Consider the following 24,098-nt stretch of genomic DNA (forward strand, 5'->3'; position numbering starts at 1 on the left):
CGTGGGGGGGGGGGGGCCCCCCCGCCCCCGCGCCCCCCCCCCCCCCCGCCCGCCGCCCCCCCCCCCCCCCCCCCCCCCCCCCCCCCCCCCCCCCCCCCCCCCCCCCCGACCCACAACGAACCGTTGGCGCGCACCGCAACCGACCACCGGACCGCAACGGGCCGCCGCAGGCACAAAAAGGGGCGCGGGGAACGGCGCGACCAACCACAACGAAACCCGCAGACGACAACGCACCCCGCAGGACGGCACCCGCGCCCCCCGCAGGCATGCCCCGCGCAACGATTCGCCGCCCACCCCCCACCCCACGCAACATTCCGCTCACCGCCGCGCAACAGCGACGCCTTGTCCCGCCCGCGCAGCCGACCGTACCGTCTAGAAGGCCCCCAAACCCCCTCCGTACCGGTGAGGAACACGCATGCGCACAGCCCTGCTCCAGAGCTCCGGTCGCCCCGGATCCGTCGCCGGGAACCTCAAGGTGCTCGACGACGCCGCGGGCCGCGCCGCCGCCGCCGGAGCCGCGCTGCTGACCGCACCGGAGATGTTCCTGACCGGCTACGCGATCGGCGACGACATCGCCCGCCTCGCCGAGCCCGCCGACGGCGACTCCGCGGACGCGATCGCGGAGATCGCGACCCGGCACGGCCTGGCCATCGTCTACGGCTACCCGGAGCGGGACGGCGACACCGTCTACAACTCCGCCCAGCTGATCGACGCCACCGGCACCCGCCGTGCGAACTACCGCAAGACCCACCTCTTCGGCTGCTTCGAGCGGGACCACTTCACCCCCGGCGACGACCAGCTCGTCCAGGCCGAGCTGAACGGCCTCACCGTCGGCCTGCTCATCTGCTACGACGTCGAGTTCCCGGAGAACGTCCGCGCCCACGCCCTCGCCGGCACCGACCTCCTCCTCGTGCCGACGGCGCAGATGCACCCCTTCCAGTTCGTCGCCGAGTCGATGATCCCGGTGCGGGCCTTCGAGAACCAGATGTACGTCGCGTACGTCAACCGGGTCGGCCAGGAGGACGGGTTCGAGTTCGTCGGCCTCTCCACCCTCGCCGGCCCCGACGGAGTCGCCCGCGCCCGCGCGGGCCGCGCCGAGCAACTGGTGTTCGCCGACGCCGACCCGGCGTTCCTGGCCGCGTCCCGGGAGAACAACCCGTACCTGAAGGACCGCCGCCCGGACCTGTACGGGTCCCTCGTCTGACCCCTCCGGACACGTCCGAACCCCTCCGGACCCGTCGGAGCCCTCCGTACGCGTCCGCACCCCCGAACCGCCTCACCAGCAGAACCCCCGCAAGGAGTCCGTACCCCATGACGTCCACGGTGCCCAACGCCGTCGAGCACACCGACGAGCAGCAGCCGCCGATCACCATGTTCGGCCCGGACTTCCCCTACGCCTACGACGACTTCCTGGCCCACCCGGCGGGCCTCGGCCAGGTCCCGGCGACCGAGCACGGCACCGAGGTCGCGATCATCGGCGGCGGCCTGTCCGGCATCGTCGCGGCGTACGAGCTGATGAAGATGGGTCTCAAGCCCGTCGTCTACGAGGCCGACCAGCTCGGCGGCCGCCTGCGCACCGTCGGCTTCGACGGCTGCGACGAGTCGCTGAACTGCGAGCTGGGCGCGATGCGCTTCCCGCCGTCCTCGACCGCCCTGCAGCACTACATCGACCTGGTGGGCCTGGAGACGAAGCCGTTCCCGAACCCGCTGGCGGAGGCCACCCCCTCCACCGTGGTCGACCTCAAGGGCGAGTCGCACTACGCGGAGACCGTCGACGACCTGCCGCAGGTGTACCGGGACGTCGCCGAGGCATGGAACAAGTGCCTCGAAGAGGGCGCCGACTTCTCCGACATGAACCGCGCGATGCGCGAGCGGGACGTCCCGCGCATCCGTGAGATCTGGGCCCAGCTCGTCGAGAAGCTCGACAACCAGACCTTCTACGGTTTCCTCTGCGACTCGGAGGCCTTCAAGTCCTTCCGGCACCGCGAGATCTTCGGCCAGGTCGGCTTCGGCACCGGCGGCTGGGACACCGACTTCCCGAACTCCATCCTGGAGATCCTGCGCGTCGTCTACACCGAGGCCGACGACCACCACCGCGGCATCGTCGGCGGCTCCCAGCAGCTGCCGCTGCGCCTGTGGGAGCGCGAGCCGGAGAAGATCGTCCACTGGCCGTACGGCACCTCGCTGAAGTCGCTGCACGTGGACGGCGAGCCCCGCCCGGCCGTGACCCGGCTGCACCGCACCGCGGGCAACCAGATCACCGTCACCGACGCGAACGGCGACATCCGCACCTACAAGGCGGCCATCTTCACCGCACAGTCCTGGATGCTGCTGTCCAAGATCGCCTGTGACGACTCGCTGTTCCCGATCGACCACTGGACCGCGATCGAGCGCACCCACTACATGGAGTCCAGCAAGCTCTTCGTGCCCGTCGACCGGCCGTTCTGGCTGGACAAGGACGAGGAGACCGGGCGGGACGTCATGTCGATGACGCTGACCGACCGCATGACCCGCGGCACCTACCTCCTCGACAACGGCCCGGACCAGCCCGCCGTGATCTGCCTGTCGTACACCTGGTGCGACGACAGCCTGAAGTGGCTGCCGCTGTCCGCGAACGAGCGGATGGAGGTCATGCTGAAGTCGCTCGGCGAGATCTACCCGAAGGTCGACATCAGGAAGCACATCATCGGCAACCCGGTGACGGTCTCCTGGGAGAACGAGCCCTACTTCATGGGCGCGTTCAAGGCCAACCTGCCCGGCCACTACCGCTACCAGCGGCGCCTGTTCACGCACTTCATGCAGGACCGGCTGCCCGAGGACAAGCGCGGCATCTTCCTCGCCGGCGACGACATCTCCTGGACGGCCGGCTGGGCCGAGGGCGCGATCCAGACCGCGCTGAACGCGGTCTGGGGCGTCATGCACCACTTCGGCGGAACGACGGACGCGTCGAACCCCGGCCCGGGTGACGTCTACGACGAGATCGCGCCCGTCGAACTGCCGGAGGACTGACGGCAGTTCACGGCCGGACTCACAACCCGGCCGCCCGCGCCTTCTCGTAGACCTCCGCGGCGACGTCCTTCAGTTCCTGGGCGTCGCGCGGGGTCGTCTGCAGGTCGAGCAGGACCTCGTCCATGCCGACCTCGGCGAACGCCGCGAGATCCGTCACGATCTGGTCGGCGTTGCCCTGGAAGGGCCGGCGGTCGTCGCCGTCGTACGCCTTGGCGCTGTACGTCGCGTTCACCCGCGGCACCCGCAGGATCGGCTGGCTGCGGCCCCGCTCGGAGGCGATGTCCTGAAGCTGGTTCCAGCCCGTGGCGTAGGCGTCCACGCCCATGGCGACCGGGATCCAGCCGTCGGCGCGGTCCACGACGCGCGTCAGCGCCTTCGTGTTGGCCGCGCCCACCAGGATCGGGATCGGCCGGGCGGGCTTCGGGCCGACCACGGCCCCGTCGAGCTTCGTGACCCGGCCCTCGTAGCTCACCGGGTCCGGGCCCCACACCGCCCGGCACACGTCGATCACCTCGTCCAGCATCCGGCCGCGCTCCCCGTAGGGCCGTACGCCCGCGGCGGCGAACTCGTCGGTCGACCAGCCGGAGCCCAGGCCGGCGATCACCCGGCCGCCGCTCGCCGCGTCCAGCGACGCGAGGGCCTTGGCGAGCTGGAACGGCCCGTGCAGCGGCGCGACCAGGATGCCCGAGCCCAGCCCGACCCGTTCGGTGACCGCCGCGGCCAGCGTCAACGTGACCAGCGGGTGCGCCATGCCGCGGTAGAATTCGGGCCAGGGCAGGCCGGGGATGCCGTACAGGCCCTGGGTGGGGTTCTCCGGGACCAGGGCCCGCTCGTACACCCACAGGCTGTCGTATCCGATCTGCTCGGCGGTACGCGCCACGTCGGTGACGTCCTGGGCGAGGTCGTACTGCCGGTGCTGGGGAAGACCTAGTCCGAGACGGATGGCCATGACTGATTGCTCCTTCGCGATCGGAGTGCCCCATCGGCCAACGTACAGCGGCCCACGGGAGCACACCCGTCGGTCCACGCGCTCGGCGGCGTGGCCTGCCCGGGTGCGCGGGCCGCGCCCGGCCGGGCGGCCCGCGCACCCGCCGGGCCAGGCTCAGGCGGGCAGCGGGGTGAGCATCATGCGGCCGGCGAAGCCCACGGCCGCGTCGAGGCGGTCGGCGAACTCCGCGGCCAGTTCGGGCAGCAGACGCAGCGCCCACAGCGCACGCGCCGCCGACCACGCGGCGTCCCGGGCCCGCTCCAGGCTCCAGGAGCCGAGCAGATGGGTGAGCGGGTCGGCGATCTGCAACAGGTCGGGCCCAGGCATCAGCTCTTCGCGGATGCGCTCCTCCAGCGACACGAGGACATCACCCACCCGGTCGTACTCGTCCTCCAGCTCGGCCGGAGCGCAGCCGAGGCTACGGCAGGCGTCCACCACGGCGAGCGCCAGGTCGTGGCCGATGTGCGCGTTGATGCCCGCGAGGGCGAACTGCAGCGGCCGTACGCCGGGATGGCGGCGGAACTGCAGCAGGGGGCGCCAGCACGCCGGTGCCCGGCGGCCTTCGGAGTCCGCCTCGACCGCCGTCAGATACCGCTCGGCGAACAGCACGTCCAGCGTGATCGCGGCCGGCCGGTCCGGGAAGGCGTCGGTGTCGATGCGCCGGCCGACCTCCTCGGTGACGGCGAGGTAGACACGGTTGAACACCCCCACGCCGTCCCACACGGGCAGGGCCGCGTCCAGCGCGCGCATGCGGGAGACGACCGCGTCGACGGGAGTGGTGAACTGTTCCAACTGCGCCATGGAGGCAGGGTCCCAGTCCTAGGCTGGCCGGAGTGCCGGCGGGCCCGCTGCTTCCCCAGAACGGGGGAACGGGCCCGCCGCGTACGGCGCGCCTGCCGTGGGGGAGCGGCCGCAGCGAGGGGGGAGTAGGACCGTGTCCGGCTTACGTGCGCAGCGGCTCGCCGCGCGACGGGCCCAGCGCCGGCGTGCCGTCCGGCGCCACGCCATGGTGGCGGCGGCCTCCGTCGTGGTCGCCGTCGGCACCGTCACCGGGACGATGTCGGCGCTGGAGGACGGACGGGGCGCCGACGCGGCCCGGCCGCAGACGACCCGGTCGGCCCGGCTGGACGTCCGGCCGCCGCCGCCCCCGCCGTCTCCCACCCCGCCGTCTCCCACCCCGGCGGCGCCCTCGCCGTCGGGGTCCGCCGAGGCGTCCGCGAAGCCGTCCCCCGGTCCGACCGGGAGGAAGACGCGACGGGCCGCACCCGCGCTCCCCACCAGCCTCTACCGCCACCCCGACTCGCAGGTCCTGGACTGGGTCCGCGCCCACCCCGGCGACCCGCGAACCGAGGTCATCGCCTCCCGCATCGCCGACCAGCCGGCCGCGGTGTGGTTCGCCGACCACGACACGGACACGATCGCCTCCCGGGTGCGCTCGGTCACCGCGGGCGCCGCCGCGCAGGGCCGGGTGCCGGTCGTCGTGGCGTACGCGATCCCGGGCCGCGACTGCGGCGGCGCCTCCGGGGGTGGGGCACCCGACCTGCCCGCCTACGACGGCTGGATCGACCGCTTCTCCGCGGGGCTGGGCTCCGGCGAGGTGATCGTCGTCCTGGAGCCGGACGCGATCGCCCAGTCCGACTGCCTGTCCGTCGCCGACCGGGCCGCCCGCTTCGCCTCGCTGGCCCGCGCGGGCCGCGTGCTCAAGGCCGCGAACCCGCGGGCCCGGGTCTACTACGACGCCGGGCACTCCGGCTGGCGCGCCCCGGCCGAGCAGGCGGCGCTGCTGCGGCAGGCGGGCGCCGCCTCCCCCGCGTCCTCCGACGGCGTGTTCAGCAACGTCTCCAACTTCCACCGCACGGCCGACGAGATCGTCTACGACCGGCAGGTGCTGGACGCCCTCGGCGGTCCGGGGGGTCTGGGCGCCGTCATCGACACCAGCCGCAACGGCAACGGCGCCCCGGCGGACGGCGCGTGGTGCGACCCGGCCGGCCGCAAGCTGGGCCGGACGCCCACGCTGCGCACGGGTGAGGCGCGGATCGACGCCTACCTGTGGGTGAAGCTGCCGGGGGAGTCGGACGGGTGCGCGGGCGCGCCGGGCACGTTCACGCCGTCGTACGCCTACGACTTGGCGCGCTGAGAGCCGTCATGACGTGGCCGGCCGGGAGCCGTCGCCGTCCTCGGTGTCGTAGGAGCTGGTGCCCTCGTCGAGCAGTGGTTCCTGCGTCTTGAGGTGGGCGGGGGCGAACGCGCGCAGGGCGTGGTAGCCGGTGATGACGACGAGGGTGCCGAGGGCGATGCCGCTGAGCGAGAAGGTGTCGGTGAACTTCATGGTCACGTTGCCGACGCCGATGATGATGCCGGCGGCGGCCGGCACCAGGTTGAGCGGATTGCGCAGGTCGACCCCGGCGTTGAGCCAGATCTGCGCGCCGAGCAGGCCGATCATGCCGTACAGGATGACGGTGATGCCGCCGAGCACGCCGCCCGGGATGGCGGCGACGATCGCGCCGAACTTCGGGCACAGGCCGAACAGCAGGGCGAAGCCGGCGGCGGCCCAGTAGGCGGCGGTGGAGTAGACGCGGGTGGCGGCCATCACGCCGATGTTCTCGGAGTAGGTGGTGTTGGGCGGGCCGCCGACCGCGGTGGACAGCATCGAGCCGATGCCGTCGGCGGAGATGGCGGTGCCGAGCTTGTCGTCGAGCGGGTCGCCGGTCATCTCGCCGACCGCCTTGACGTGTCCGGCGTTCTCCGCGACCAGCGCGATGACGACCGGCAGCGCGACCAGGATCGCCGACCACTGGAAGGTGGGGCCGTGGAAGGAGGGCAGACCGACCCAGTCGGCCTTGTGCACGCCCGAGAGGTCCAGGCGCCAGTGGTCGGTGAGCTTGCCGCTCGCGTCCACGGAGTGGATCCTGCCGAACACCCGGTCGAAGAGCCAGGAGATGCCGTAGCCGAAGACCAGCCCGAGGAAGATCGCGATGCGGGACCAGAAGCCGCGCAGGCACACCACGGCCAGCCCGGTGAACAGCATCACCAGCAGGGCGGTCCACTGGTCCTGCGGCCAGTACGTCGAGGCGGTGACCGGGGCGAGGTTGAATCCGATCAGCATCACGACCGCACCGGTCACGATCGGCGGCATCGCCGCGTGGATGATCCGCGCGCCGAACTTCTGCACGGCGAGCCCGACCAGGAACAGCACGACGCCGACCACGAAGACCGCGCCGGTGACCGTGGCGCTGGTGCCGCCCTGGGCGCGGATGACGGCGGCGACGCCGACGAAGGACAGCGAGCAGCCCAGGTAGCTGGGCACCCGCCCGCGGGTGGCGAGCAGGAACACCACCGTCGCGATGCCCGACATCATGATCGCCAGGTTCGGGTCGAGCCCCATCAGCACGGGCGCCACGAAGGACGCGCCGAACATCGCCACCACGTGCTGGGCTCCGAGGCCGATCGTGCGCGGCCAGGAGAGCCGTTCGTCGGGCCGGACCACCGCTCCGGGGGCCGGGGTGCGTCCGTCGCCGTGCAGTTTCCAGCGGACGCCGAGATCCATGGTGGGTTTCGCTTTCGTCGTGCGGGTGGGCCGCCGACCATTGTCCCCGCTCAGAAGGGTGCCCGGCCGCCGGGCGCCGTCCCGCCCGGGTTGCGGGCTGAGCGTCCGCTTAGGATGGACTGGTTGAACCGTCCACCACAGGAGACCCACCCGTGACCGCCGAAGCCCCGATCGCCCCCGCCCTGTCGTACGGCCGGCTGATCACCGTCACCGTCCACTTCGACGACCTGGACGCGCTCGGCCTGCTGCACAACGCCCGCTACCCACTGATGGTCGAGCGGGCCTGGGCGCAGCTGTGGCAGGAGCACGGCCTGGTCTTCGAGGGCGACTGGGCGGCGGCCGGTGACGCCTGCAACGCGGTGAAGGAACTGCGGATCACCTACGACGCCCCGGTCACCCGCCCCGGCGTGTACGCCGTCCACCTGTGGCTGGAGCGGCTCGGCACCACCGGCCTGACCTACGGCTTCCGCTTCTGCTCGGCCGACGGGGCGACGACGTACGCGCGCGGCAGCCGGGTGCTGGTCCGGCTCGACGCGGACACGCTGCGCCCGGCGCCGTGGAGCGAGACGTTCAGGGCCGCGGGCCGGGAACTGCTGCGTCCGTCGGACGGCTGACCGTCGGACGGCCCCGGTCACCCGCCCGCAGCACACCCGCGAACGCGGCCAGACCGCAGGCCAGCAGGGTCACCAGACCGAACGACACCACCAGGCTGGTCGCCTGGGCGAGGCCGCCGATGGCGCCCGGCGCGACCAGTCCCGAGGTGTAGGTGATGGTCGCGACGCCCGCGATGGCCTGGCTCGGGTTCGGACCGCTGCGGCCCGCCGCGGCGAAGCACAGCGGCACCACGACCGCGATGCCGAGGCCCATCAGCGCGAACCCGGCCATCGCCGGGGCCGGCTGGCGGGAGGCCACGATGAGCAGCCCGCCGAGCACGGCGAGAACGCCGCCCGCCCGGACCGTGCGCACCGAGCCGTAGCGGTCGACGACCTTGTCGCCGGCGATCCGGGCCACCGCCATGGTCAGGGTGAAGCCCGTGGTGCAGGCCGCCGCGAGCCCCGCCGAGGTACCCAGGCGGTCCCGCAGGTAGACCGCCGACCAGTCCAGGCTCGCGCCCTCGGCGAACACCGCGCAGAACCCGATCGCGCCGATGAGCAGCGCGGACTTCGGCGGCAGCGCGAACCGCGGCGGCGGCTCCTCGTCCTCGGCCGGCTGCAGGTCCAGCACCCAGGTGCAGGCAGCGATCCCGAGCACGGTCAGCACGGCGGCCGCCAGCGTGTGGTGCAGCCGGGCGTCGGCGCCCAGGTGTGCGGCCAGCGTCCCCGCGGCCGAGCCGATCAGGGCGCCCGCGCTCCACATGCCGTGCAGGCCGGACATGATCGAGCGCCCGAGCCGGTTCTCCACCTCGACGCCGAGCGCGTTCATCGCCACGTCTGCCATGCCCGCGGTCGCGCCGTAGACGAACAGCGCCAGGCACAGGGTGAGCAGGTTCGGGGCGAGGGACGGCAGGGTGAGCGACAGCGTCCACAGGGCGATCAGCCCGCGCAGGGCGTTGCGGGCGCCGAAGGTGTGGCTGATCCGGCCCGCGAGCGGCATCGCCAGGGACGCGCCGAGCGCCGGGAAGGCGAGGGCGAGGCCCAGCTGGCCCGCGCTCACCGCGGCGTGCTCCTGGATCCACGGCACCCGCGTCGCGAACGAGCCGGTCACCGCGCCGTGCACGGCGAACACGGCGGCCACGGCGTACCGGGCCCGCCGCACCGCGCGCTGGTCGTAGGACACAGCCTTCATATTCCGCCCCTCCCGGACATGCGTCGGCCCGCTGCGTGACGGCGGTGCCGCCACGGTGCCGCAGCAAACTATCAGGAACCCTGCCTGATAGATAGCGGATACGATGCGACCATGCCCGCATCACCGCGCACCGCCCGGGCCATCAACGACCGGCTCGCCCTGCGGCTGCTCCAGCAGGAGGGCCCGCTGACGGCCGCCCGGCTCAAGGAGCTGACCGGCCTGTCCCGGCCCACGGTCGCCGACCTCGTCGAGCGGCTCACGGTGTCCGGCCTGATCACCGTCGTCGGCGAGGCCGGGGAACAGCGCCGCGGCCCCAACGCCAAGCTGTACGGCATCGTCGCCGGCCGCGCCCACCTCGCCGCGCTCGACGTGCGCACGGAGGGCGTCACCGTGCTCGTCTCCGACCTGGTCGGCCGCGTCCTGGCCGAGGCGTCCGCGCCCATCGCCGGTGAGAGCGGCACGGGGCCGGCGGTGGAGCAGGCGGTCGCCCTCGTCGAGCGCACGGTCAAGGAGGCGGGCGCCGAGCGGCTGCACACCGTCGGCATCGGCGCGCCCGGCCTCATCGACCCCGCCACCGGCGAACTCCGTGACTCCAGCGGCCTGCCCGCCTGGCACCGCCGCCTGGTGGCGGCCCTCCAGGAGCGCCTGCCCGACGCACGCGTCAGCGTCGAGAACGAGACCAACCTCGCCGCGCTGGCCGAGCAGCGCGACGGCGCCGCCCGTGACCGCGACACCTTCGTCCTGCTCTGGCTCGGCCACGGCACCGGCGCCGCCGTCGTCCTCGACGGGGCGTTGCGCCGGGGCGCCTCCGGCGGTACCGGGGAGATCGGGTTCCTGCCGGTGCCCGGCACGGCGGGACTGCCGTCGGCGACGGGCTGCGAGGGGGGCTTCCACTCGCTGGCGGGTGCGGCGGCGGTCGCCGGGCTGGCCGCGGAGCACGGGCTGAGCGGCACCGCGCGGGAGGGCGAACCGGTGGGCGCGGCGATCGTGCGGGCCGCGGTGGCGGCCTCCCGCCAGGCCGCGGCCCCCGGCGCCGCCGACCGTTTCCTCGACGCGCTCGCCGCACGGATCGCCGTCGGCGCCGCCTCGGTCGTGGCCGTCCTCGACCCCGGCTGCCTGGTCCTCGGCGGCGAGCTGGGGCAGGCCGGTGCGGACGCCCTCGCGCGACGCGTGCAGGAACGCCTCGACGCGATGTCGCCGCTGCCCACCCAGGTCCGGGCGAGCACGCTCGGCGGCGGCGCCGTACTGCGCGGCGCGCTGCTGACGGCCCGGGAACGCGCGCAGGACGAGCTGTTCGCCGGGCCGCGCGGGTAGAGGTCCACGGGGCCCTGGAGGAGTACCTGTTCCGGGCCGCAGGGGAGCAGCCGTCCGCCGGGCCAGGCGTGGTGGCCCTTCGCCGGGCCGCGGGCGCGGCGGACGCTCGCCCGGGCTCGGACCGGAAGGGACCGCCTCAGCGGGCCGCCGCGTCGCCGAAGCGCTTCGCCAGGTACTGCTCGAACGTGCCCACACCCACGGCGTGGTGCGGCGCGAGGTGCCCACCGGCCCTGAAGGCGCGGTACGCCGCACCCCACAGCCGTACCGGCACGACGGGGCGCCGCCGCCCCGTCGCCCTCAGCCACGCGCGGGCCAGCGACTCCAGCGTGCGCACCTCGGGGCCGCCCATGTCCGCCACCCGGCCCGCGGGCGCGCCGAGGGCCAGCTCGGTCAGCCGGCCGGCGACCTCCGCCACCTCGATCGGCTGGTCGCTCAGCGCGGCCGGAACCGGCATCACGGGGGACTTCGCCAGCGTTCCGAGCACCTGCACCACCAGATCGTGGAACTGCGTCGTACGCAGGATCGTCCAGCCGAGACCGGACTCCTCCACCAGCTTTTCCACCGCGAACTTGGAGCGGTAGTAGCCGAAGGGCACCCGGTCCACGCCCACGATCGAGATGTACACCAGATGTCCCACCCCGGCCCGCCGTGCCGCCGCGATCAGGTTCCCGGCCGCGCGCTCGTCGCCGCGCGGACTGCTCGCGCAGTGGACGATCGTGTCCACACCCGCCACGGCCGCGTCCAGTCCGGGACCGCCCTCGCGCAGATCGGCGGCGTACGGCTGTGTGTGCCGGCTGAGCACGCGCACCTCGTGGCCGCCCGCGCGCAGCCGCTCGGTGACGAGCCGGCCGAGGGTGCCGGTGCCGCCGGTCACCAGGATCGTGGTCATGCTGTTCAGCTCCTTCACGGCGCCGGGCGCTCCCGGACGGAGCGCCCTTCACCAGCTGGGACCGGACAGCCCGCGAGAATGTGACAGGCTCCTACGACCGGTCGAGCTGACGGCGTACGAACTCCAGTTTGTCCGGGTTCATCACCGTCCACGCTTCGGTGATCAGACCGTCGCGGTACTCGAAGGCGACCACCCCGTACAGCGTGTCGCCGCCCCGCAGGAGCACCGCGTCCGCGCCGTTCACCTCCGCCACCGCGAAGTCCATGTCCGCGCCGTACTTCCGGGAGATGCCCAGCAGGAAGCGCAGCACCTTCTCCCGGCCCCGGACGGGCCGCAGCGCCGCGCTGACCTTGCCGCCTCCGTCGCTCCACCAGGTCACGTCGTCGGCGAGCAGCTTCTCCAGCCCGGCGAGGTCGCCGTCCCGGGCGGCGGAGAGGAAGGAGGCGACCAGCTCGCGCTGACGGTCGGGCGTCGGCCTGAACCGGTTCTCGGCCGACTCCATCCGCTTGAGCGCCCGCCGGTGCAGCTGGCGGCAGTTGGCCTCGCTCAGGTCCAGTACGTCCGCGATCTCGCGGTGGCCGTAGCCGAACGCCTCGCGCAGTACGTACACCGCCCGCTCGGTCGGAGTGAGCCGCTCCAGCAGGACCAGCAGTGCCACGGACACCGCCTCGCGCTGCTCGGCGGACTCCTGGGGGCCGAGTGTGCCGTCCAGGGTGACCACGGGCTCCGGCAGCCAGGCGCCGACGTAGCTCTCGCGCCGGGCCCGGGCGGACGTCAGACGGTTGAGGCACAGGTTGGTGACGACCTTGGCGAGCCAGGCCCCGGGGTGGGTGATCTCGGTGCGGTCGGAGCCGCTGAACCGCAGGTAGGCGTCCTGGACGAGGTCCTCGGCCTCCTGGGCGGAACCCAGCATGCGGTAGGCCAGACCGAACAGACGGGGACGGTGGGCCTCGAACTCCTCGGCGAGCGCGGTCGTCATGTCCTCACCCTGCCAGACGGTCCGCCGCCCCGACATGGCAGGACCGGTGCCCGGGCATGGGAGGACCCGGCGGCGGGCAAGGGCCGTCGTCACCGCCGCCGGGCCCGTCTGCGCGGGCGGCCCGGCAGGCCCCGCGGTCCGGGGACGGCCCGCTCCCGCCGACGGCAACAGCGCCTGTCCGCTGGGAAGTTGCGCCGACCATAGGGAGGACTAGACCAATATGTCAACAGGTATGGACCAATGAGTCGTCGGGGTCGCCCTGTGAGCCACTCCACACACATCACCCGCATGGACGAGTATCGGCCGTGGCACACTGGCCCTGTACCTAAAGCAGCGCACTCCGGGGTCGGTGAAAGTCCGAACCGGCGGTTACAGTCCGCGACCCGGTCACCTCCAGTGACCGGTTGACCAGGTGAAATTCCTGGACCGACGGTTAAAGTCCGGATGGGAGGCAGTGCGCGGCGGGCGGGCATCCATGCGCGCCGCCGTATTCGCTCGTCCTGGTGGACGGGTCTGTCCGGCGTCGCCCCCGGTGTTCCTGCCCGTGGTCTCTGTCGTCATCGACAGCCCCGGAGTCCGTGCCCCCATGAGGCAGGAGGACCCGGGAAGTGTTCACCGGAATCGTCGAAGAGCTGGGCGAGATCACCGCCGTCGAGACCCTCGACGACGCCTGTCGCTTCCGGCTGCGCGGGCCCGTCGTCACCGAGGGCGCGAAGCACGGAGACTCCATCGCCGTCAACGGCGTCTGCCTCACCGTCGTCGAGCACGAGGGTGACGAGTTCACCGCCGACGTCATGGCGGAGACCCTCGACCGCTCCAGCCTCGGGGCCCTCACCGTCGGCTCCCGGGTCAACCTCGAACGCCCCATGGCCGTCGGCGACCGCCTCGGCGGTCACATCGTGCAGGGCCACGTGGACGGCACCGGTGAGATCCTCGACCGCAAGCCCTCGGAGCACTGGGAGATCGTGAAGATCTCCCTCCCCGCCGACCTCTCCCGCTACGTGGTCGAGAAGGGCTCCATCACCGTCGACGGCATCAGCCTCACCGTGGTGGACGCCGGGCCCGACTACTTCACCGTGAGCCTCATCCCGACCACCCTCGCCCTGACCACGCTCGGCCTCAAGCAGCCCGGCGACCCGGTCAACCTCGAGGTGGACGTCGTCGCCAAGTACGTCGAGCGGATGCTCGGCGACCGCCTGCCGGGGGCCGGCCGATGAACTGGATGAACTCCGAGGCGTTCACCCTCTTCGGCCAGCACATCATCTGGTCCGACATGGTCGGCAACATCCTCGGCCTGATCACCCTCGCCCTCGGCTGGCGGCGCTACGTGTGGACCTGGCCGGTGCAGTTCCTGTCCGGACTGGTCCTCTTCGGCGCCTTCTACGGCCACCTCACCGGCAGCGCCGGCAAGCAGGTCGTCGTCATGGTCGTCGCCCTGTACGGCTGGTGGCAGTGGCAGCGCGGCCGGGGCAAGGCCGAGGACGGCCGGATCACCGTCCGGTTCGCGACCTGGCCCGAGCGCGGCGCGATGCTCGCCGCGGCCGCCGTCGGCACCGTCGCCGTCGCCCTGCTCTTCACCGCCTACCCGAAGCTGTCCTGGGACCCCTGGCCCGACGCCTACATCTTCGTCGGCACCATCGTCGCCATGTACGCCCAGGCCAAGGGCATGGTCGAGTTCTGGTTCGCCTGGCTGCTCGTCGACCTCGTCGGCGTCCCCCTGAACTTCGCCAACGGCTACGCCTTCTCCGGATTCGTCTACGTCATCTACGGCGCGCTCGTCCTGTGGGGCATGCGCGACTGGTGGCTGCGCTCCCGCCGGAGTGCGCAGCCCGCCCTGGAAGGAGCGCCGGCATGAGCACCGCACCGATCCTGTACTCCACCGACGGCGTCGAGGACTTCTCCCTCGACCCCATCGAGCAGGCCATCGCCGACATCGCCGCCGGCCGCCCGGTCGTGGTCGTGGACGACGAGGACCGCGAGAACGAGGGCGACCTCGTCATCGCGGCCGAGAAGGCGACCGAGGAGATCGTCGCCTTCATGATGAGCGAGTGCCGCGGCCTGATCTGCGCCCCCATGGAGGGCGACGAACTGGACCGGCTGGAACTGCCGCAGATGGTCCAGGACAACACCGAGTCCATGAAGACGGCCTTCACGGTCTCCGTCGACGCCTCCGGCGCCCACGGCGTGACCACCGGCATCTCGGCGTCCGACCGCGCCACCACGCTCCGGCTGCTGGCGAGCGGCACCGCCGAGCCCACCGACCTGGTACGTCCCGGCCATGTCTTCCCGCTGCGCGCCCGCTCCGGCGGTGTGCTGGTCCGCAACGGCCACACCGAGGCCGCCGTCGACCTCGCCCGCCTCGCGGGCCTGCGCCCGGCCGGCGCCATCGTCGAGATCGCCGGCGAGGACGGCCGCATGCTGCGCCTGCCCGAGCTGATCCCCTTCGCCCGCAAGCACGGCCTGACGATCATCTCCATCGAGGACCTGATCGCCTACCGCCGCAGCAGCGAGCCCACCGTCCGCCGCGAGGCCGAGGTCCACCTGCCGACCGCGCACGGCACCTTCACCGCCTACGGCTACCGCTCCACCGTCGACGGCGTCGAGCACGTCGCCCTCGTCCACGGCGAGATCGGCGACGGCACGGACGTCCTGGTCCGCGTCCACTCCGAATGCCTCACCGGCGACGTCTTCGGCTCACAGCGCTGCGACTGCGGTCCCCAGCTCGACGCCTCCCTGGAGCGCATCCACGACGAGGGCCGCGGTGTCGTCGTCTACCTGCGCGGACACGAGGGCCGCGGCATCGGCCTGATGTCCAAGCTGCGCGCCTACGAACTCCAGGAACGCGGCCGCGACACGCTGGACGCCAACCTGGAGCTCGGGCTGCCCGCCGACGCCCGCGACTACGCGGCCGGCGCGCAGATCCTGACCGACCTGGGCGTGCGCAGCGTCCGCCTGATGACCAACAACCCCGACAAGACCGACGCGCTGCAGCGGCACGGCATCGAGGTCACCGGCCGGGAGCCGATGGCCGTGACGGCCGGCGAGCACAATCTGCGGTATCTGCGAACCAAGCGGGACCGGATGGGGCACGACCTGCCCTGGCTGGACACGGCACCCGTCACCACCTGCGGCAACCAGTAACAACGGCACTGAGGAGAGACGTGAGCGGCAAGGGCGCACCGGAGCTGTCCGTACGCAATGTGGGTGACCTGCGGGTCGCCGTCATCGCGGCGCAGTGGCACGAGAAGGTGATGGACGGCCTGGTGGACGGCGCCCTGCGCGCCCTGCACGAGATGGGCATCGACGAGCCGACCCTGCTCAGGGTCCCCGGCAGCTGGGAGCTGCCGGTGGCGGCCAAGGTCATGGCCGAGCGCGGCTACGACGCGGTCGTCGCCCTCGGCGTCGTCATCCGCGGCGGCACCCCGCACTTCGACTACGTCTGCCAGGGCGTCACCCAGGGCCTGACCCAGGTGTCGGTCACCACCGGCGTGCCCGTCGGCTTCGGCGTGCTCACCTGCGACAACGACGAACAGGCCCTCGACCGGGCCGGCCTGGAGGGCTCCAGCGAGGACAAGGGCCACGAGGCGGTGACGGCGGCGGTCGCGACCGCGGCCACGCTGCGCTCAGTATCTGAACCGTGGCACTAGGCCGTGCGGCACACCGCGTAGAGTGGGCGGCACCATGTCCAAGAAGACGTTCGAGGAGCTCTTCACCGAGCTCCAGCACAAGGCCGCCCAGGGCGATCCCGCCACCTCCCGCACCGCCGAGCTGGTGAGCAAGGGTGTCCATGCCATCGGCAAGAAGGTCGTCGAAGAGGCCGCCGAGGTCTGGATGGCCGCCGAGTACGAGGGCAAGGAGGCGGCGGCCGAGGAGATCTCCCAGCTGCTGTACCACCTCCAGGTGATGATGGTCGCCCGCGGGATCTCCCTCGACGACGTCTACGCGCACCTGTAAGCCGCACGCCCACACCCGCCGTACCCCACCCCTTCACACAAAGGAAGCCGACCTCATGCTGCGCATCGCCGTCCCCAACAAGGGTTCACTGTCCGGCCCTGCGGCGGAGATGCTGCATGAGGCCGGCTACCAGCAGCGCCGCGAGTCGAAAGAGCTGCGCATCGTCGACCCGGAGAACGACGTCGAGTTCTTCTACCTCCGGCCCCGCGACATCGCCATCTACGTCTCCTCCGGCATGCTCGACATCGGCATCACCGGCCGTGACCTGCTGATCGACTCCAGCGCCGACGCCGAGGAGATCCTGCCGCTGGGCTTCGCCCGCTCCACGTTCCGCTTCGCGGCCAAGCCGCGCGCGGTCGCGAGCCTCGCGGACCTCAAGGGCAAGACCGTCGCCACCTCCTACGAGGGCATCGTCTCCCAGCACCTGGCCGACCAGGGCGTCGACGCCGCCGTGGTGCACCTCGACGGCGCCGTCGAGACCGCCATCGAGCTGGGCGTGGCCGAGGCCATCGCCGACGTCGTCGAGACCGGCACCTCGCTGCGCAACGCCGGCCTCGAGGTGTTCGGCGAGCCGATCATGAAGTCCGAGGCGGTCGTCATCCGCCGTACCGGCGCCGACGCCGACGAGCCCAAGGTCCAGCAGTTCCTGCGCCGCCTCCAGGGCGTCCTGGTGGCCCGCACCTACGTGATGATGGACTACGACATCCGCGCCGAGCACCTCGAAGAGGCCGTCGCCGTCACGCCCGGCCTGGAGGGCCCGACCGTCTCCCCGCTGCACAACGAGGGCTGGGTCGCGGTCCGCGCCATGGTGCCGACCAAGGAGGCCCAGCGGATCATGGACGACCTGTACGCCATCGGCGCGCGGGCCATCCTGACCACGGCCATCCACGCCTGCCGGCTCTGAGCGGCGGCCACCCGTCGCCTGTGTGGGATCTTCCTGACATGTCCGATCTGCCTTCCCTTCCCGTCACCTTCCGGCCGGCCCGCACCCGGGTCGTCCTGCTCACCGCCGGTGTCGTGATCTTCGTCGTGATCTCCACGGTCGCCCTGCTGCTTGAGCAGCTCAGCCCGGGGGAGAAGCTCAGCTTCGTCGTCACCGGGGCGCTGCTCTTCGGCGTCCTGCTCTGGCTGTCGCGGCCCAAGGTCGTCGCCGACGAGTCCGGCGTCACCGTGGTCAACTTCGCCAGCACCCGCCGGCTGGAGTGGGCGGAGATCCTCAAGGTGAACCTGCGCACCGGCGACCCCTGGGTCTTCCTCAACCTCAGCGACGGCACCAGCCTGCCCGCCCTCGGCATCCAGCCCGGCATCAACAAGCAGCGCGCCCTCGCCGACGCGAACACCCTGCGGGCGCTGGTCGAGGCCCGGTCCATCACCGACCCCGACACCTCCGGCGACCCCGACGGGCGGTCCTGAGCCCGCGCGCGGAACCGTTCGGGCGAAGATCAGGGGCCAACTCGGGGTCGTCCACCCTGCCGTAGTGCCCCACCTCTTGATTAATCTGGGGGCGGAGGCGTTTTCGCTGCGCCCCGCCCCTGCGCGCCGCCCGGCGTCCGGGGCCCCTGCTATCCGAGGAGTGACCCTCTCCGGCGATGGACGGATCGTCCTGTAGTACCTGCGCCGCCCCCTGCCGACATACCGCGGCCCCCCGCCACGGACACCCGCAGGCGGCGGCATCATGACCATCCCCCTGCTGCTCCTGGCAGCCGCGTTCCTGCTGATCCTCGCCAACGGATTCTTCGTGGCCGCCGAGTTCGGCCTGGTCACCGTGGAGCGTCCGGAGGCCGAGAAGGCCGCCGCCGACGGCGACAAGCGCGCCCGTACGGTCGTCGACTCCCTGAAGGAACTGTCCTTCCAGCTCTCCGGCACCCAGCTCGGCATCACCATCACCTCCCTCGTCGTCGGCATGCTCGCCGAACCGGCGCTGGCCCGGCTGCTGCACGGCCCCTTCACCGCGATCGGCATCCCCGAGGGCGCCGTCTCCGGGGTCGCGGTGGTCGTCGGCATGCTGCTCGCCTCCGCCGTGCAGATGGTGATCGGCGAGCTGGTGCCGAAGAACTGGGCCGTCTCGCGCCCGCTGCAGGTCGCCCGGTTCGTGGCCGGACCGCAGCACGTGTTCTCGCGCCTGTTCCGGCCGGTGATCGCCGCCCTGAACACCGTCGCCAACCGGCTCGTACGGGCCCTGGGCGTCGAGCCGGCCGAGGAACTGGCCTCCGCCCGCACGCCGGGTGAGCTGGTCTCCCTGGCCCGGCACTCCGCACAGGCCGGAGCGCTGGAGCAGGACACGGCCGACCTGTTCGTACGGACCCTGTCCCTCGGCGAGCTCACCGCGCAGCACGTGATGACGCCGCGCGTGAGGGTGAGCGCGCTGCAGGTGTCGGCCACCGCGGAGGACGTGGTGAACCTGACCAGGGCGACCGGGCTGTCACGGTTCCCCGTCTACCGGGAGAAGATCGACGAAATCGTCGGCATGGCCCATCTGAAGGACGCGCTGGCCGTGCCCGTGCACGACCGGCTGCGCACGCCGGTCAGCCGGATCGCGCGGCCCGCGCTGCTGGTGCCGGAGACCCTGCCGGTGCAGCCGCTGCTGACCCGGCTGCGCAGCGAACAGCCGATCGCCGTCGTCGTCGACGAGTACGGCGGTACGGCCGGGGTGGTCACCCTGGAGGACATCGTGGAGGAGCTCGTCGGCGAGGTGCGTGACGAGCACGACGTGCACGATCTGCCGGAGCTGGCGCCCGCGCCGCCGGAGGACGGGCGGCCCGCCTGGGACGTCGACGGCAGCTGCCGGGTCGACGTGCTGCAGCGGGTCGGTTTCGACGCCCCCGAGGGGCCGTACGAGACCGTCGCCGGGCTGGTCGCCGACCTGCTCGGGCGGATTCCCGCGCCGGGGGACAAGGCGGAGCTGCCGGGCTGGCGGCTGTCCGTGCGGCAGGTCGGGCACTACCGGGCCGAACGGGTGCGCCTGGTGCGGACGACGCCGGCCGTGAACGTGATGGAGGCCGTGCGATGAGCGTTCTCCAACTCGTGTTCGCCGCGCTGCTCGTGCTGACCAACGGGTTCTTCGTCGGAGCCGAGTTCGCGCTGGTCTCCGTGCGGCGCTCTCAGATCGAACCGCTCGGGACCGCCCGGGCGCGGCAGGTGCTCTACGGACTCGAGCACCTGCCGCAGATGATGGCCGCGGCGCAGTTCGGGATCACGGTGTGCTCGCTGACGCTGGGTGCGGTGGCCGAGCCGACGGTCGCGCATCTGTTGGAGCCGGTGTTCGCGTGGGTGCGGATGCCGGAGGGCGTCATCCATCCGCTCGGGTATGTGATCGCGCTGGCTGCGGTGGTCTTCTTCCACCTGGTGATCGGGGAGATGGTCCCGAAGAACCTCGCGATGGCCGCGCCGGAGAAGGCCGCGCTGTGGCTGAGCCCCGGGCTGGTGGCGTTCGCGCGGTTGTGCAAGCCGATCACCGTGGCGCTGGGGGCCTGCGCGAAGGGCATCCTGCGGTTGTTCCGGGTGGAGCCCAAGGACGAGGTCGAGGCCGTGTTCACCAGTGAGCAGCTCAACCGGCTGGTCGAGGACTCCGGGCAGGCCGGACTGCTCGATCCGGAGGAGCAGGAGCGGCTGGAGGACGCGCTGGAGCTGGGGTCCCGGCCGGTGACCGATGTGCTGCTGAGGCGCGAGTCACTGGTGACGGTGCCGCCGTCGGTGACGCCGGGGCAGATCGTGGAGCTGACGGCTCGCACCGGGTACTCGCGGTTCCCGGTGGCGGCGGAGCGGGGGTCGGCGTTCATGGGGTACGTGCACGTCAAGGACGTGCTCGATCTCGAGGACTCCGATCGTGCGGTGCCGCAGCAGGTGTGGCGGCCGATGACGACGCTGCGGGCGGAGCTGCCGCTGGACGACGCACTGACCGTGATGCGGCGGGCGGCCACGCATCTGGCACAGGTCGCGGACGGGTCGGGGCGCGTGCTGGGCGTGGTGGCGCTGGAGGATGTGCTGGAGCTGCTGGTGGGGGAGGTGCGGGACCCGGCGCATCGGGCTGCTGCGGCGGAGCAGGTGTTGGCTTCGTAGGGTGCGTTGTCCCTGCGGGGGCGTGGTGCCTTGCGGGGGCGTGTCACGTGCGGTGCGTTGTCCCGTGCGGTGCGTGGTCCTGCGGGGTGCGTTGTCGTCTGCGGGTTTCGTTGTGGCTGGTCGCGCCGTTCCCCGCGCCCCTTTTTTGCCTGCGGCGGCCCGTTGCGGTGCGTGGTGGGCTGGTGTCGCGCCTGCGGTGTGTTGTGGGTCGGGGCCGGGGTGGGGGGTGTCCGTCCCTCGGTCCGGCCGGCCGTTTCCGAGGACGGCGCCCTTGCCCGGTGCCGGACGCTGCGGGCGGACACCCCCCACCCCGGCCCCTTCCCGCCGTCGGCGCCTGCACCAACGTCGTGGCGGGTGCAGCGGCGGCCGGCCAGTGTCGGTGAGCGTCCCCGCCCGCGGCCGGCCGCAGTGTCGCGTGCCGGTCGACGCCGGGCACGCAGGCCGCCGTCCGTGCCCGTGACGCCGGCCGCGGCTAGTGGGCCGACGGGTCCTGGGGGCCCCGGCCCGAGAGGACCTCGCCGTAGGCCTGCATGAGGTCCGCCAGGCGCAGCGTGGCCAGGTCGTCGCGGGAGAGGGGGCCCGCGTAGGCCGACAGCCGTAGATCCCGGTACGCGCAGCTCTTTTCGTAGAGGGTGCGCAGAAAGCGGCCGTTGCCCAGTTCGTCGATCCAGCCCTGGTCGACCACGTGCCCGGCGATCGAGCGCAGCTCGTCGAGGGCCTCCTCGTCCCACAGGTCACCGTTCTCCGCGGCGAGGACCTTGCCGATCTCGGTGAGTTCGAGGGGACGGTAGGAGGGGAAGTCCACACGCGTGGTGAAGCGGGAGGACAGGCCGGGGTTCGCCGAGAGCAGGCGGTCCATGCCCTCCGGGTAGCCCGCGAGGATGACGACGAGGTGGTCGCGGTTGTCCTCCGCACGCTTCAGCAGGACCTGGAGCGCCTCGTCGCCGTACGCGTCGCCCTTGCCGTAGCCGGAGTTGGAGAGGGAATAGGCCTCGTCGACGAAGAGGACTCCACCCAGGGCCGAGTCGATGAGTTCGTTGGCTTTCACGGCGGTTTGGCCCAGGTATTCGCCGACCAGGTCGGCCCGTTGCGCCTCGACCAGGTGGTCGCCGCCGAGCAGGCCCAGGGCGTAGAACACGCGGCCGAGAATGCGGGCGACGGTGGTCTTGCCGGTGCCCGAGGGGCCGGAGAAGACGAAGTGCCGCTTGGGCGGCTGGACCGGCAGGCCCTGGCCGGCGCGCAGCCGGGCCATGTTCAACTGTGCCGACAACGCCTTGACTTGGCGTTTCACGGGCTCCAGGCCCACCATGCGCTCCAGCTCGGCGAGCGCCTCCTCGAGTAACGCCGGGTCGGTCGGGCCGGCCGGCAGATGCGGGGGCGCGGTCGTCTTCTCGCGCACCACCGGGGTCGGCACCGACGGCACGGGGGGCAGGTCCAGGTCGGTCAGTCGCAGGTCACGGCCCTCGGTGCCGAAGAGGGGGTCCAGGCCGTCGGGGCCGTCCGCGCCGTCCTGGCCGGTGCCGGTGAGGGTCACCGCCGCGAGATCGGCCGGGTCGGTGGTGACGTCGTAGCCGTCGCCCTCGGCGATCGCCGCGAGCCGCGCGGAGGTGTCCATGAAGGCGGGGTCGACTCGGTGGACGGCTCGGTAGAGGGGGAGGGCCGCCGCGGAGCGGCCGGTTCCCTCGTGGGCGCGGGCCAGCCAGTAGCGCAGCTCCTTGCGCTGCGGCTGTTCGCTGCGGCAGCGCATCAGGGCGGTGGACAGCAGCGGTTCGGCTTGGCCGTACATCTCGAGGCGGACCCTCGCCATGCCGCCGAACAGGCCCGCCTCGATGCCGAGGAGGGGGTCGTCCAGGAGGGGGTCGGTGTGACGGACCAGTTCTTCCCAGTCCTTGACCAGATAGGCGCGGCAGGCGTGCAGGAAGCGGACCTGCGGGTCGGTGTCCACGGGGGGCAGGCCGGCGAGGGCACGGTCCAGTTCCGGGACGTGGCGGCCGTCCAGCCAGTGCGAGGCGTGCGCGAGGAGGAGGTCGCGCGGGGTCTCCAGGACGGGCTGCACCCACCAGCCCAGCCAGTACCAGGAGTTGAGGGTGCGGCGGTGCCGGGCGCGCTGCTCGCCGAAGCGGTCCCGGTGGCGGTACATGCGCAGCAGGGCCGTGGTGGTGTCCACGCGCAGCGCGTGCAGGCCCAGCCAGCCGTCGGCCATGCCGGGATCGATCCGCACCGCGGTGCGGAACTCCTCCTCCGCCTGCGGGTAGCCGCCCATGGTGTAGGCGTCCACGCCTCGTAGCCAGGCGAGGTCGGCCGGGGCCTCGGGGCCCCGCGTGCCGAAGTCCATCACGTCCCCCACAAACCGTGCCCCCGCCGATGCCTTGGTTCGAACCGCTGTGCCGCGGACCGGAGTTGCAGGTGCGCGAAGCAGCGTCCGTAGGTCGCACCGAGGGCATCGTACCCATGGGTCGGTGGTCGGCCGAAGGGTGTGGCACCGGCCGTTTGGCGAGGTGGGGGCGGACGGGGCGCACGCGGGGTGGTCACCGAGTGTGAGCGTCCGGCGCCTCACAGCGGCCGTGCGGGGCTGTGAGGGCAGAACGAAGCCCCCGGTCACGGGGGAACAACCAGGGGCTTCGCGTCGAAGGGGCGGCTTCGTTTGCCGCACATTGAGAACGTAAGTCCTGTACGGGCCCAGGGTCAAGCGGAGTTGAGACACTCGGCCAAGTTCCCGCGCAAGGGTCTTCACGGGTTCACCACATCGCGGATGGTCCGTCACCCTGAGTGATGTCGTGGTCTTCGGCGGCAGTCATTCCAGGCCCCGGCAGCACCTCGTATCCCGTGCCCAACTGGCGTACCAGAAGGTGCGCGTGGGGGCGCGAGGGGTCCGCGGCGAAGTGTCGGTCCTCTGCCTCGACCCATCCGGCCCAGAAGTCCCTCTGCTCCGCTCCGTCCCGTCGCCTGCCGCGCTCCCACGCCTCCTCGCGCGGCAGGTCCAGCCACAGCAGGCGCGCGAGGTGCGGGCGCAGGGCGCGGCGGCCCGCGCCGACTCCCTCGATCAGCACGACCGGGGCGCTCGGAAGTGGCCGCGGCGCGCCGAAGCGGCGGGCGCGCCAGTCGTAGGGCGCGTAGCGGGCCGTCTCGCCGCGGCTGAACGGTTCGATCACCTGGATGCGCAGCCGGTCCGTCCAGGCGAACAGTTCCTCGTGGCTGGCGATGTCGTCCAGGTGCAGTACCGGGGCATCGCCCAGGGCCCGCGCCAGCCGGCCGGCGAACGTCGACTTGCCGGAGCCGGCGTGTCCGTCCACGCCGACCAGGCGCACCGGGCCGCAGGACGCGGGGAGCCGGCGCAGATGGGCGGCGAGCTGGTGCAGGGTGTCGGGCATCGTCCGGTGGTGGTTCGGGGGCTGGAGCGGTGGCGGGGAGAGTGTACGGCCGCTGCCGCCCAGGTCATGCCAGGGGTATGGACCAATATTGGTGCCGCGGCATGCCCGTCGGGTGCTGGCCAGTGCCGCCCGCTGGGGTCATAGTGGGGCCCACTGCCGCACGGAACTGCCCGCCCCGACTCGCATCCCTGGGGGTCTTCTGC

General features: G+C 72.4%; 22 protein-coding genes and 1 riboswitch. Of the genes, 14 read left to right on the forward strand and 8 right to left on the reverse strand.

The window, feature by feature from the left end; translation table 11 throughout:
• The first annotated feature begins 415 nt into the window (after nucleotides 1-415).
• Together ACZ67Q_RS22140 and ACZ67Q_RS22145 are read left to right on the forward strand one after the other, a co-directional pair.
• On the forward strand, nucleotides 416-1,204 hold the full coding sequence (locus ACZ67Q_RS22140) for a carbon-nitrogen hydrolase family protein (protein WP_471184680.1): 789 nt from the start codon (nucleotides 416-418) through the stop codon (nucleotides 1,202-1,204).
• A 107-nt stretch (nucleotides 1,205-1,311) separates the two neighbouring features.
• Nucleotides 1,312-3,009, forward strand: a complete 1,698-nt coding sequence (locus tag ACZ67Q_RS22145; RefSeq protein ID WP_471184682.1) for a flavin monoamine oxidase family protein — start codon at nucleotides 1,312-1,314, stop codon at nucleotides 3,007-3,009.
• Between the two features lie 19 nt (nucleotides 3,010-3,028).
• Here the strand turns inward: ACZ67Q_RS22145 and ACZ67Q_RS22150 are convergent, their stop codons facing one another.
• Both ACZ67Q_RS22150 and ACZ67Q_RS22155 read right to left on the reverse strand, forming a co-directional pair.
• Complete coding sequence (locus tag ACZ67Q_RS22150; protein ID WP_471184685.1) at nucleotides 3,029-3,958, reverse strand: LLM class F420-dependent oxidoreductase; 930 nt, start codon at nucleotides 3,956-3,958, stop codon at nucleotides 3,029-3,031.
• Nucleotides 3,959-4,111: 153 nt separating this feature from the next.
• Nucleotides 4,112-4,798, reverse strand: a complete 687-nt coding sequence (locus ACZ67Q_RS22155) for a DUF5995 family protein (RefSeq protein ID WP_471184688.1) — start codon at nucleotides 4,796-4,798, stop codon at nucleotides 4,112-4,114.
• A 205-nt stretch (nucleotides 4,799-5,003) separates the two neighbouring features.
• Here ACZ67Q_RS22155 and ACZ67Q_RS22160 point away from each other — a divergent pair, with 205 nt between their 5' ends.
• Nucleotides 5,004-6,134 (forward strand): glycoside hydrolase family 6 protein, encoded by a 1,131-nt coding sequence (locus ACZ67Q_RS22160; RefSeq protein ID WP_471184860.1) that lies wholly within the window; start codon nucleotides 5,004-5,006, stop codon nucleotides 6,132-6,134.
• Between the two features lie 6 nt (nucleotides 6,135-6,140).
• Here the strand turns inward: ACZ67Q_RS22160 and ACZ67Q_RS22165 are convergent, their stop codons facing one another.
• Entirely contained in the window at nucleotides 6,141-7,544 is a 1,404-nt protein-coding gene (locus tag ACZ67Q_RS22165; protein ID WP_471184691.1) for a uracil-xanthine permease family protein, read from the reverse strand.
• Between the two features lie 152 nt (nucleotides 7,545-7,696).
• Here ACZ67Q_RS22165 and ACZ67Q_RS22170 point away from each other — a divergent pair, with 152 nt between their 5' ends.
• Nucleotides 7,697-8,158, forward strand: a complete 462-nt coding sequence (locus tag ACZ67Q_RS22170) for an acyl-CoA thioesterase (protein WP_471184693.1) — start codon at nucleotides 7,697-7,699, stop codon at nucleotides 8,156-8,158.
• Here ACZ67Q_RS22170 and ACZ67Q_RS22175 read toward each other — a convergent pair.
• A complete protein-coding gene (locus tag ACZ67Q_RS22175) occupies nucleotides 8,115-9,329 on the reverse strand; it encodes an MFS transporter (RefSeq protein WP_471184696.1) in 1,215 nt (404 codons plus the stop codon). The genes ACZ67Q_RS22170 and ACZ67Q_RS22175 overlap by 44 nt on opposite strands.
• 111 nt (nucleotides 9,330-9,440) lie before the next feature.
• On the opposite strand from ACZ67Q_RS22175, the gene ACZ67Q_RS22180 reads away from it, so the two are divergent.
• On the forward strand, nucleotides 9,441-10,643 hold the full coding sequence (locus ACZ67Q_RS22180; protein WP_471184698.1) for an ROK family transcriptional regulator: 1,203 nt from the start codon (nucleotides 9,441-9,443) through the stop codon (nucleotides 10,641-10,643).
• Nucleotides 10,644-10,779: 136 nt separating this feature from the next.
• Here ACZ67Q_RS22180 and ACZ67Q_RS22185 read toward each other — a convergent pair whose 3' ends face one another.
• Together ACZ67Q_RS22185 and ACZ67Q_RS22190 are read right to left on the reverse strand one after the other, a co-directional pair.
• Nucleotides 10,780-11,532, reverse strand: coding sequence for an SDR family oxidoreductase (locus ACZ67Q_RS22185; RefSeq protein WP_471184701.1), 753 nt, complete (start codon nucleotides 11,530-11,532; stop codon nucleotides 10,780-10,782).
• Nucleotides 11,533-11,623: 91 nt separating this feature from the next.
• On the reverse strand, nucleotides 11,624-12,511 hold the full coding sequence (locus ACZ67Q_RS22190) for an RNA polymerase sigma-70 factor (protein WP_471184704.1): 888 nt from the start codon (nucleotides 12,509-12,511) through the stop codon (nucleotides 11,624-11,626).
• A gap of 331 nt (nucleotides 12,512-12,842) precedes the next feature.
• Nucleotides 12,843-12,973: riboswitch (FMN riboswitch) on the forward strand.
• 146 nt (nucleotides 12,974-13,119) lie between these two features.
• On the opposite strand from ACZ67Q_RS22190, the gene ACZ67Q_RS22195 reads away from it, so the two are divergent.
• The 9 genes from ACZ67Q_RS22195 to ACZ67Q_RS22235 all read left to right on the forward strand — a co-directional run bounded on the left by ACZ67Q_RS22195 (nucleotide 13,120) and on the right by ACZ67Q_RS22235 (nucleotide 20,524).
• A complete protein-coding gene (locus ACZ67Q_RS22195) occupies nucleotides 13,120-13,728 on the forward strand; it encodes a riboflavin synthase (RefSeq protein ID WP_471184707.1) in 609 nt (202 codons plus the stop codon).
• The gene (locus tag ACZ67Q_RS22200; protein WP_471184710.1) at nucleotides 13,725-14,366 is read left to right on the forward strand and encodes a nicotinamide mononucleotide transporter family protein; all 642 of its coding nucleotides are present in this window, start codon (nucleotides 13,725-13,727) and stop codon (nucleotides 14,364-14,366) included. The genes ACZ67Q_RS22195 and ACZ67Q_RS22200 overlap by 4 nt, the downstream gene beginning before the upstream one ends.
• A complete protein-coding gene (locus tag ACZ67Q_RS22205) occupies nucleotides 14,363-15,652 on the forward strand; it encodes a bifunctional 3,4-dihydroxy-2-butanone-4-phosphate synthase/GTP cyclohydrolase II (RefSeq protein ID WP_471184713.1) in 1,290 nt (429 codons plus the stop codon). Before ACZ67Q_RS22200 ends, ACZ67Q_RS22205 begins: the two co-directional genes overlap by 4 nt.
• A gap of 20 nt (nucleotides 15,653-15,672) precedes the next feature.
• Entirely contained in the window at nucleotides 15,673-16,158 is a 486-nt protein-coding gene (gene ribH / locus ACZ67Q_RS22210) for a 6,7-dimethyl-8-ribityllumazine synthase (RefSeq protein WP_469815978.1), read from the forward strand.
• A gap of 34 nt (nucleotides 16,159-16,192) precedes the next feature.
• On the forward strand, nucleotides 16,193-16,465 hold the full coding sequence (locus tag ACZ67Q_RS22215; RefSeq protein ID WP_361634963.1) for a phosphoribosyl-ATP diphosphatase: 273 nt from the start codon (nucleotides 16,193-16,195) through the stop codon (nucleotides 16,463-16,465).
• 55 nt (nucleotides 16,466-16,520) lie between these two features.
• Nucleotides 16,521-17,369, forward strand: coding sequence for an ATP phosphoribosyltransferase (gene hisG, locus ACZ67Q_RS22220; protein WP_471184717.1), 849 nt, complete (start codon nucleotides 16,521-16,523; stop codon nucleotides 17,367-17,369).
• 38 nt (nucleotides 17,370-17,407) lie between these two features.
• The gene (locus ACZ67Q_RS22225) at nucleotides 17,408-17,878 is read left to right on the forward strand and encodes a PH domain-containing protein (RefSeq protein WP_471184720.1); all 471 of its coding nucleotides are present in this window, start codon (nucleotides 17,408-17,410) and stop codon (nucleotides 17,876-17,878) included.
• Nucleotides 17,879-18,140: 262 nt separating this feature from the next.
• Nucleotides 18,141-19,475, forward strand: coding sequence for a hemolysin family protein (locus tag ACZ67Q_RS22230; protein ID WP_471184723.1), 1,335 nt, complete (start codon nucleotides 18,141-18,143; stop codon nucleotides 19,473-19,475).
• A complete protein-coding gene (locus tag ACZ67Q_RS22235) occupies nucleotides 19,472-20,524 on the forward strand; it encodes a hemolysin family protein (RefSeq protein ID WP_471184725.1) in 1,053 nt (350 codons plus the stop codon). The genes ACZ67Q_RS22230 and ACZ67Q_RS22235 overlap by 4 nt, the downstream gene beginning before the upstream one ends.
• A 472-nt stretch (nucleotides 20,525-20,996) precedes the next feature.
• On the opposite strand, the gene ACZ67Q_RS22240 is transcribed toward ACZ67Q_RS22235, so the two are convergent.
• Together ACZ67Q_RS22240 and ACZ67Q_RS22245 are read right to left on the reverse strand one after the other, a co-directional pair.
• Nucleotides 20,997-22,859, reverse strand: coding sequence for an AAA family ATPase (locus ACZ67Q_RS22240; RefSeq protein ID WP_471184728.1), 1,863 nt, complete (start codon nucleotides 22,857-22,859; stop codon nucleotides 20,997-20,999).
• 403 nt (nucleotides 22,860-23,262) lie between these two features.
• On the reverse strand, nucleotides 23,263-23,895 hold the full coding sequence (locus ACZ67Q_RS22245) for a uridine kinase family protein (protein WP_471184731.1): 633 nt from the start codon (nucleotides 23,893-23,895) through the stop codon (nucleotides 23,263-23,265).
• Nucleotides 23,896-24,098 lie beyond the last annotated feature (203 nt).

The organism is Streptomyces sp. NPDC036813 (assembly GCF_055609245.1).